We start from the raw sequence: 9,218 nt of genomic DNA, 5'->3' as shown, positions 1-9,218 counted from the left end.
CTCTCAAACCGCGTCTTCGCAAGCTACGACGATATCGTGGCGAACTGTTGCGAGGCCTGGAACACGTTGATCAAGGACCCAGATTGCATGACCTCAATCGGATCGAGGAACTGAGCCAATGCGTGATGATCAACGCGCTTTGGTATGACGAGTGTGGCGGATGTCACCAGCCGTCCAACCGGACCTGATCCGGTCGTCAAAGCCTGCAAGGAGCGCGATGTTCCTGAAGGACAATCGCCGAATTTTTTCTTGATCACGGCTGGACTTCATGTCTGCATATGAGGTAGACTAAATTTGGGAGTGCCTTGTTTCTGGCTGAGCCCGACGAACCGAAAGCGGGTAAAAGTCACTTACGAGAGGGAGCAATGTCCAAGATCACCATCACAGGTGCGTCCGTTTGGGACGGTGTTTCTGATAGCGCGTATCCGGCGTCTGTCACAATTGAAGGCAACAAGATCACAAGGGTTGCAAAAGGTGAGGATGGCCCGATTGACACCCAAGGCGAGATCATTGACGGGTCCGGCCACACGCTGATGCCGGGAATGGTTGAAGGCCATTGCCATCCCAGTTTCACTGGCATCAACCAGCCGCCAGAACTGGGTCTTCTCTCAAGCGAAGAGCATATGCTGTTGACGGCGCAGAACCTGCATCTGCTGCTGAGCCATGGATTTACCTCGATCTTTGAAGCCGCATCTGCCAAGCCCCTGCTGGGTGTGACAGCCCGCAACGCCATTGAGACGGATATGATTGACGGGCCGCGCATGATGGCAAGCAGCCCGGAAGTGACGACGACCGCCGGCCTCGGGGATGAGCGCAAGCGCCACATCCATCAGGAAAGCTTTGGCCTCATCGCCGATGGTCCCGACGAGATGCGCCGCGTTGCGCGGGAATGTGTCCGTGACGGCGTCGACATCATGAAGATCAACATCTCGGGCGACGAATTTGTCAGCCACGCACGGGCTGAAACCACACCGACTGAGCCGGAAGAACTGGAGGCCTTCGTCAAGGTCGCCCGGGCCTTCGGCAAGAAAGTGGCTGCCCATGCCCGCTCGTCTGAATCGGTGAAACGTGCCATTCGCGCCGGTGTCGATTGCATCTACCACTGCGACTTTGCTGACGAAGAAGCGCTGGACATGCTGGAAGAGGTCAAGGACCGCATCTGGGTCGGTCCGGCCTTCGGCCTTGTCCACAATTGCACCAAGGAAGGCGAGCCAGCAGGCATTACCAAAGAGGTGGCGGAGGAACTACACCTTTTCCGCAAGTTCGACGCGACCTGCGCCACCTATCACGAAATACGCAAGCGTGGCATTCGCGTCGTGGTGGGCGGAGACTACGGCTTGGCAGTCACGCCCATGGGTCAGAATGCCCGGGATATCGAGCATTTCGTAACCTATTTCGGCTACGATTCGGTCGACGCGCTGAAATGTGCCACAACCGTGGGTCAAAGTCTTATGGGCCGCAGCCATGACCTGGGCTATGTGAAAGAAGGCTATCTGGCAGATCTTCTGCTGGTGAAGGGTGATGTGACCAAGGATGTCAGCCTCGTTCAGCATCAGGACAACCTCTCCATGATCATGAAAGACGGGGTAATGTTCAAAGATCCCCGCAGCGGTATCAACGCTGGCGGGCTCATTCGCGCAGCAGCGGAATAATCCGCATAAACCAGTACGCTAGGGAGGAAACCAATGCGTGTTCTCAAACATGTGGCCTTTGCCGCGACTCTTGGCCTGTTCTCAGGCGCTGCCGTAGCAGACGAATATCAGGGCGTGCCACGCACGTTCCTGTGGAACCCGGGGACCATGTCGATCACCGACGCCTCTGAGTACAAGAAAGAGGGGCCCTATACGATCGGCTTCTCCAATGCGTCGATCTCCAACCCGTGGCGGGTTGCGATGCTGCATGGCATCGAAGCCGCTGCGGAGCGTAACGCCGACAGGCTCAAGCGCTTCATCATCACGGACGCCAATGACGACCCCTCCAAGCAAGCCGCGGACGTGCAGGACCTGATTGCACAGGGTGTGGACATTCTGCTGATCTCGCCCGCCACCGCAGAGGCCATGGATCCGGTGATTCGCCGCGCCAAGCGCCAAGGTGTGCCCGTAGTCCTTGTGGACCGTTCTGTGCCGTCGACCGAGAACTTCATCACCTTTGTCACGGCCTCTGACCAGGCTCTGGGCCGCATCTCGGCACAGTGGCTGGCCGAAACGCTGAACTTTGAAGGCAAGGTCGTGATGCTGGGTGGGCTCGCAGGGGCGTCGCCCGCCGAAAACCGCATCAAGGCCGCGATGGAAGTCTTCGACCAGTATCCCGGCATCGAGGTTCTGGAGACACAATACACCAGCTGGTCTCCTGCCAATGGCAAGACCATCATGTCCGCCTTGATCCAGAAATACAGCGAAGACATCAACGGCGTCTGGGCGGATTCGGGTCTGCAAGGCTCCGGTTCCATCGAAGCCTTCCTCGCGGCGGGTTATGAAGATGGCACTATCCCACCCCATACTGGAGGTGACTTCAACGCGATGTACCAGCTGTCGGTCAATCACAACGTGCCGATGGTTGGTGTCGACTATCCCCCAGCCATGGGAGCAGAGGCGTTTGAAGTGCTTTTTGACGTACTCGACGGCAAGGGCATTCCGAGCCGGATTGAGGTGAACCAGCAGGTTGTTGTCTCCGCAGGCGCAGAGACTGCATCTGTGAAGGCCGACATCTACGTCAAGGACTATGCGCTGATGGATAAACCGGGCTCGGTCATCATGTCCTCGGGTGTTGGCGCGGATTATGATCCGGCGACCTTCTCCGCATCCTATCCCAAGTAAGTAGCGGCCAAATTCGTAAAACGGATCGGGGTGGCAACGCATCGCCCCGACCAAACTAGGGAGGAGAACCAATGGCCCGGCCATATCTGGCCGCCCGCGGCTTGTGTAAGTCTTTTGGCTCCAACGAGGTGCTCAGAGATATTGAGTTTGAAGTGCATGGCGGCTGTGCCGTCGCTCTGTGTGGCGAGAACGGTGCCGGGAAATCCACCCTCATCAAGCTGCTGACAGGACTCTACACACCTACGGGCGGCCATGTGGAATTCGAAGGCACCAAAGCGGGTTGGACTGATTCGCGTCAAAGCCTGGAAGCCGGGATTGCCGTGGTGCATCAGGAGTTTTCCGTCATCGGAGCGTTGTCGATTGCGGAAAACATTTTTCTTGGCGTTGAGCCGCGCACGCGTTTGGGGTTCATTGACCGCAAAGCGTTGAACGCAAATGCCCAGAAGTTGCTAGATGATCTCGGCATCATGCTGAACCCCGATGATCTGGTCGAAACGCTCTCTGTCGCGGACAAACAAACGGTCGAGATCGCCAAGGCATTGCGGTCCGAAGCCAAGGTTCTGATCCTCGACGAACCCACCGCTGTTTTGAGTCAGAACGAAACCCGACATCTGTTCCGCATCATCCATGATCTGCGCGCGCGCGGCCTAGGATTGGTCTATGTCTCGCATCGCCTGGATGAAATTTTTGAGATTTGCACCGACATCACGGTGATCAAGGACGGTGCTGTGACCTCGAAAGGTCCCACAAGTGACTATACCCCTGACAGTGTCATCGCGGCCATGGTGGGACGCGAGCTTGGCGATCTCTTCCCGTCCAAGGCCGATACGGCCCGTGCTAATGGCGACAAGGTCCTCGAAGTCACGAACCTCGTTGTAGCACCAGGGCTTCCACCTGCCAGTTTGGATGTCCATGCGGGCGAAATCGTGGGGCTTGCGGGCTTGGTGGGTTCTGGCCGGACCGAACTCGCTTTGGCGCTCTTTGGCGCGGTGCCCAGCACCGGCGACGTCTCCCTCATGAGCGAACCGATGCCGCACCGGGATCCCGCAGGATGCATTGAGGCAGGCATTCTGATGCTGACGGAGAGCCGCAAGGATGACGGACTCTTTCTCAATTCGTCTGTCGCCCGAAACTTCGCGGCCACGACCCCGGGCTTCGGCGTCTACCACAATGCCGTTCCGCCGGGCCATGAAGAAGAGCGCGCCGCGATCTTGAAAGAGCGTCGCGGGGTTGTCGTGGACCATGTGGGCCTGCCCATCTCGGCTTTGTCTGGGGGCAACCAACAAAAGGTCCTTGTGGCACGGCTTCTGGAAAACCGGCCAAAGCTTTTGATCCTCGATGAGCCGACGCGTGGCGTCGACGTCGGGGCCAAGGCGGAAATCTACAAATCACTGCGCGAATTGGCCGATGAAGGCATGGCGCTTTTGGTCATCTCGTCCGAGCTGATCGAAATCGTGGGCTTGTGCGACCGCGTCCACGTGATGCGCGATGGCGAGCTTGCTGCGGAACTGACAGGGGCTGAGATCACGGAAGAAGCCATCATCTCCGTGGCAGCCGCAGAGACCTCGACCCATCATGGAGTAGCGGCATGAGCAATATTCTCCGCGCCACGCACGCCCAGCCGGTTCATCTGGTTGTCGTCGCGCTGATCGCACTTGTGTTTGTCGTGGGTACGACCTCGTCTGACCGCTTTGCCACACCGCTCAATCTGGCCAATGTGCAGGACCAAATGGTCGCTCTGGCCATTGTGGCTCTGGCGCAGACCATCGTGATCTTGTCCGGTGGCATTGACCTGAGCTATGCTGGTGCCCTGAGCTTTTTGGCCGTTGTCTTTGCAGCATTGGCAGGGGACAGCGCGGGAACGCTTCTGATCGCCATGGCCGTTGTGATCGGTCTCGGTATCCTGATCGGCGTCGTCAATGGCGCGGTCACGGCCTATGTGGGCGTCCATCCTCTGATCACAACACTTGGGACATCGACCATCCTCGCAGGTGGCGCACTCCTGATCACGCGCCAGCCGACGGGCTCTGTTCCGCTGTTTTTCGAGGATTTGATGTATGGACGGCTTGGCGTTGTTCCCTACGGCATGATATTCGTCGTGGTACTTTATGTGATCATCGGCTTCATGCTCTGGCGCACGGCCTTTGGGACGCGAATCTACGCCATTGGCGACAATGAGGCTGCGGCGGCTGTGTCAGGCCTGCCAGTCAAAACGACAAAGGTGGTAATTTATGCGTTGTCAGGCCTGCTCTGCGCCGTGGCCGCAGCGTATATGACAGGCCGGTTCGGCGTCGGTGATCCGCGCGCTGGTGTTGGATTTGACCTGCGCTCCATTACGCCCGTCATTGTCGGCGGAACCCTTCTCGCAGGGGGCAAGGGTGGGGTGTTGGGGACGGCGCTTGCCGTGATCTTGCTGGCCCTGCTAGCCAATGTGCTGAACTTCATGAATGTCAGCAGCTTCTACGAATGGATCGTGGAAGGGGTGATCATCATCGCCGCTGTGTCCTTTTTTGCAGGAAAGAGGAAGGGATGAGTGCAACAACCACAAACCCCGCCCCGACCAAGAACCGCAACACGGTCCGCGCGACGCAACGCCGGGAGCTTCTCATGCTCCTTGGCTTTCTGGTCGTGATCTGGGCTGTCACAACCGCGCTCTCGCCGCGCTTTCTGACACCGGCCAACCTTAAGGACGTCCTGATCCAGGCAGCACCGCTTGGCTTCGTGGTCATCGGTCAGATGATCGTCATCATTGTGCGCGGGCTCGATCTGTCTGTGGCCTCGATCATGGCAACGGTGGCAGTACTCTCGACATCGTTGATCGACAGTACGCCCATCATCTTTGCCATTGGCTTGATGCTGGGTGCCGTGATCGGCGCGGTAAATGGCTATCTCGTGGCTTATCGCAATGTCACGCCGTTTCTTGCGACGCTGGCAACCATGATCGTTCTGCAAGGCATCCGTTTTGCCTATACTGGCGGTGCACCGGGCGGTTCGCTACCTGAGACGTTCCGCTGGCTGGCCACGGGGAACATTCTTGGTATCCCGGTTGCGCTGATTGCCTTGAGTGTTGTTGCCTTCGCCATGCACTGGCTGCTTGAGCGTACGGTGTTTGGGCGCAGGCTCAAGCTCTACGGAGACAGTCCCTCTGCAGCCTATATGACAGGCGCACCGACCAAACTCCTCGTGGTGATGGCCTTTGTCATCTCTGGCGTGATGGCGGCCTGTGCCGGGCTCTTTCTGGTGGGCTATGTGGGCATTGTCGACAATTGGACCGGGCGCGGATACGAGCTCGACAGTATTGCGGCAGCTGTCATCGGCGGCGCGGCTCTGTCGGGCGGTAAAGGCTCCGTTCCGGGCGTGCTGCTTGCTGCGCTGATCCTTGTGTCGCTCTTCAATATCGTGGTGATCCTGGGCCTGTCGATTGAATTGCAATTGGTGATCAAGGGGACACTGATTATCCTCGCTGCTGCCGTCTACATGAAACGGTCGCGCAACTGAGGTCTCCCGCCCCTGTGTAGGGATGACAAATCAAACGTGCAGCGGATTGCGGCCGTGTTGAAGAGCTTTGACGCTGACAACACGCCGCGCCGAACACAAGACATTCTTTCGGATCTGGACATCACCTGGCCGACCAGCCTTGGCCCCTTACGCGCAATGACCATGGTGGCTGCAGCGAGGAGCGGTAGATTCGCCCGCGAGTCGAATCAAGCGAGCGGCGCTACCGCGAACTCGTCGAGCAGGCGCCGATCAGCATCCGTGTCGACGACTGCTCGAGCACCCGCCGCCAAGTCGAACGTCTGTTCATCAGCTCCGGCGGGCGGCTGGCCGATCATCGAATCGCCAATCCGGAGGTCATGCGCGACCTCGCAGGGCGGATGCGTCTGCTGGACTCCAACGAAGGGTGTCTTCGCATGTACGGTTCCGAGACCCGGGACGACTAAGTCACGCACAGTTTGGAGAACCTCTCCGCGGACATGCTCGCCGAAATGGCACGTGTTCTGAAGCAGTTGGCCCAGGGGGGCCGTCATCCGATGCGGCGAGACCGCCGAGCAACCCGAAGACGGCTCGACGATCGACACCCGCGGGACGGTGATGGTGCCCAACGAATACCGCCAGGACTGGGCGCGGGTGATCGGGTGATCGGGTGATTCTGACCATCGAGGACGTGACCAAGGTCAACCGGCCCCGATCGGGAAGCCTTCAAGGCCTGGTCGCAAGAACCCCTTCCTGACGATGAGAGGGCGTCCGTTACCTACATTCTCGAGGCTCCGGTGAAGGGGAGCGGCGAATTGTGTTGCCCGATACGCGCCAGAAGCGTCTTGACGGCAGCGAACTCGTCGAACGTGCGATCGCCTTCGTGCCGCCTGAGTTCGACGATGACTGGTTGCGTGTGATCCATATGATAGAGGACGTCTCCACCGAGTATATGGCACTCTAGGAGTTATCCGAAAGCCGCTAAATGATGGAACTGGCCCAGCGTATGACGAGGCACGGCCACCATGTCCATGACACCGGCAGCAGCACCAAGACCGAGTTCCTGGCGACGATCAGCCACGATCTCAGGACACCGCTCAATGCGATTATCGGGTTCTCGGATGTGATCCTTGAGGGTGTGTTCGGCCCGCTCGACAATCCGCGCCACGACGAATACGTCCGCGATATCAACGAGAGCGGTCGTCACCTGCTCGAACCAATCAACGACATCCTTGACCTCCCGAAGCCCGAGGCCGGACGTCAGGAATTGGACGAAGACGACGTCGGTCTCATCTCTGTGGTCGCACTTTCGACCAAGTTCTTCCGGGAGCAGGCGGAACGCTCGGGCACCCGTCTCGGCACCCTCATGCCGTCTGATGCATCACGGCTGAGGGCAGACACCAGGAAGCTTCCCCAGTTGCTGCTCAATCTCTTGTCGAACGCGGTGAAATTCACGCCCGACCACGGTACCGTCACGGTCGAGGTCACGGCGCGACCCGATGGCGGCATCGATATCGTGATCAGCAATACAGGCATCGGGATGACACAAAGCGATATGGTCCGAGCCTTCGAGGTCTTCGGCCAAGTGTATAGCGCCCTGATACCAAAGCGCGTTGATCATCACGCATTGGCCCAGTTCCCCGATCCGATTGAGGTGATGCGATCTGGGTCCTTGATCAACATGTTCCAAGCCTCGCAACAGTTCGCCACGATATCGTCGTCGCTTGCGAAGACGCGGTTTGAGAGCCAGTTGTCCCGGATGGACTGCCAGACGTTTTCGACTGGGTTCAACTCAGGCGACCTCGGTGGCAGTGGTAATACCGCGGTCCATTGAATCAGACTTATTGTTAGAGATTCCCCTAGTCTGTTCATGATCGTCTATTCTGGAAAACAAAGGAGGCTTTCCATGAAGCCGGCTATCAAGCTTCGCAGTGATTTTTCGGCTTCCGATCTGGCGCGTTTGGCGCGACAGAGCGACGATGCAGACCGGACGAGGCGGGTGTTGGCCATTGCGATGATCCTGGACGGCGGATCGCGATCTGATGCGGCGCGTACTGGCGGAGTTGGTCTGCAGGTCATCCGCGCCCGGGTTCTGCGGTTCAATGCTGGCGGTCCAGAAGGGTTCCGCACCCGCAAGGCGCCGGGCAAACCCTCGATCCTGACGGATGAGCAGCGCCAGCAATTGGCTGCTGTCGTCGAGGCTGACCCCGATCGCGATGGCGTGGTCCGGTGACGCCTGGTTGATCTGGTCGCGTGGGTCAAGGGCGCGTTTGGCGTGACAGTCAGTCGCACCACACTGGGCCGTAAGCTGCGCGCCATGGGTTTCCGCAAACGTTCGGCACGTCCCCAGCACCACGCACAAGACCCGGATGCGATCGAGGCGTTCAAAAAAGACTTCCCCCGACACGGTCCGCGACATCCGTCTTCAGAACGGCGGGCCAGCCATGGAAATCTGGTTCCAGGACGAGGCAAGGGTGGGACAGAAGAACAAGATCACCCGCCGCTGGGCCAAGCGCGGCACCCGTCCTCGCGCGCCAAAGGATCAACGCACCCAATGGGCCTACATCTTCGGTGCAATCTGTCCGGCGGCCGGTTCGGTCATGCCCTGGGTCGACACCCACGCGATGGCCGAACACCTGAAGCTGATCAGCACCGAAGTCGCGCCCGGCGCCCACGCAATCCTGATCGTCGATCAGGCCGGGTGGCACACGACATCGAAACTCGAGGTGCCCGAGACCATCACCTTGTTGCCACTGCCGCCGAGGTCGCCTGAGTTGAACCCGGTCGAAAACGTCTGGCAGTACATCCGGGACAACTGGCTCTCAAACCGCGTCTTCGCAAGCTACGACGATATCGTGGCGAACTGTTGCGAGGCCTGGAACACGTTGATCAAGGACCCAGATTGCATGACCTCAATCGGATCGAGAA

8 protein-coding genes and 1 pseudogene are annotated in these 9,218 nt (G+C 58.9%); 8 read left to right on the top strand and 1 reads right to left on the bottom strand.

Annotated elements, in window-relative coordinates:
* Positions 1-365: 365 nt before the first annotated feature.
* The 5 genes from GDA49_01895 to GDA49_01875 all read left to right on the top strand — a co-directional run bounded on the left by GDA49_01895 (position 366) and on the right by GDA49_01875 (position 6,314).
* On the top strand, positions 366-1,652 hold the full coding sequence (locus GDA49_01895) for an amidohydrolase family protein (protein MBC6439173.1): 1,287 nt from the start codon (positions 366-368) through the stop codon (positions 1,650-1,652).
* A gap of 33 nt (positions 1,653-1,685) precedes the next feature.
* On the top strand, positions 1,686-2,816 hold the full coding sequence (locus GDA49_01890) for a substrate-binding domain-containing protein (protein MBC6439172.1): 1,131 nt from the start codon (positions 1,686-1,688) through the stop codon (positions 2,814-2,816).
* Positions 2,817-2,887: 71 nt separating this feature from the next.
* Positions 2,888-4,408 (top strand): sugar ABC transporter ATP-binding protein, encoded by a 1,521-nt coding sequence (locus GDA49_01885; protein ID MBC6439171.1) that lies wholly within the window; start codon positions 2,888-2,890, stop codon positions 4,406-4,408.
* Complete coding sequence (locus tag GDA49_01880; GenBank protein MBC6439170.1) at positions 4,405-5,349, top strand: ABC transporter permease; 945 nt, start codon at positions 4,405-4,407, stop codon at positions 5,347-5,349. The genes GDA49_01885 and GDA49_01880 overlap by 4 nt, the downstream gene beginning before the upstream one ends.
* Positions 5,346-6,314, top strand: coding sequence for an ABC transporter permease (locus GDA49_01875; protein ID MBC6439169.1), 969 nt, complete (start codon positions 5,346-5,348; stop codon positions 6,312-6,314). The genes GDA49_01880 and GDA49_01875 overlap by 4 nt, the downstream gene beginning before the upstream one ends.
* A 206-nt stretch (positions 6,315-6,520) precedes the next feature.
* Here the strand turns inward: GDA49_01875 and GDA49_01870 are convergent, their stop codons facing one another.
* Complete coding sequence (locus GDA49_01870; GenBank protein MBC6439168.1) at positions 6,521-6,919, bottom strand: hypothetical protein; 399 nt, start codon at positions 6,917-6,919, stop codon at positions 6,521-6,523.
* A 191-nt stretch (positions 6,920-7,110) separates the two neighbouring features.
* Between GDA49_01870 and GDA49_01865 the strand changes: the two genes are divergently transcribed.
* From GDA49_01865 to GDA49_01855, 3 genes and pseudogenes are all read left to right on the top strand, one after another.
* Positions 7,111-7,254: a hypothetical protein gene (locus GDA49_01865; GenBank protein MBC6439167.1), complete on the top strand. Its 144-nt coding sequence runs from the start codon at positions 7,111-7,113 to the stop codon at positions 7,252-7,254.
* Between the two features lie 21 nt (positions 7,255-7,275).
* On the top strand, positions 7,276-8,124 hold the full coding sequence (locus GDA49_01860) for a HAMP domain-containing histidine kinase (GenBank protein MBC6439166.1): 849 nt from the start codon (positions 7,276-7,278) through the stop codon (positions 8,122-8,124).
* Positions 8,125-8,196: 72 nt separating this feature from the next.
* Positions 8,197-9,218: pseudogene (locus GDA49_01855) on the top strand (IS630 family transposase).

This window comes from Rhodospirillales bacterium (assembly GCA_014323865.1).
Taxonomy (GTDB): Bacteria; Pseudomonadota; Alphaproteobacteria; order SP197; family SP197; genus SP197.
Note: the sequence above shows the minus strand (reverse complement) of the source record. Positions and strands in the feature narration are given on the sequence as shown.

What these genes read in the sequence shown, in the direction of transcription:
- GDA49_01880 (MBC6439170.1), top strand. Translation starts at nt 4,405, where the DNA reads ATGAGCAATATTCTCCGCGCCACGCACGCCCAGCCGGTTCATCTGGTT.
- GDA49_01860 (MBC6439166.1), top strand. Translation starts at nt 7,276, where the DNA reads ATGATGGAACTGGCCCAGCGTATGACGAGGCACGGCCACCATGTCCAT.
- GDA49_01875 (MBC6439169.1), top strand. Translation starts at nt 5,346, where the DNA reads ATGAGTGCAACAACCACAAACCCCGCCCCGACCAAGAACCGCAACACG.
- GDA49_01895 (MBC6439173.1), top strand. Translation starts at nt 366, where the DNA reads ATGTCCAAGATCACCATCACAGGTGCGTCCGTTTGGGACGGTGTTTCT.
- GDA49_01885 (MBC6439171.1), top strand. Translation starts at nt 2,888, where the DNA reads ATGGCCCGGCCATATCTGGCCGCCCGCGGCTTGTGTAAGTCTTTTGGC.
- GDA49_01890 (MBC6439172.1), top strand. Translation starts at nt 1,686, where the DNA reads ATGCGTGTTCTCAAACATGTGGCCTTTGCCGCGACTCTTGGCCTGTTC.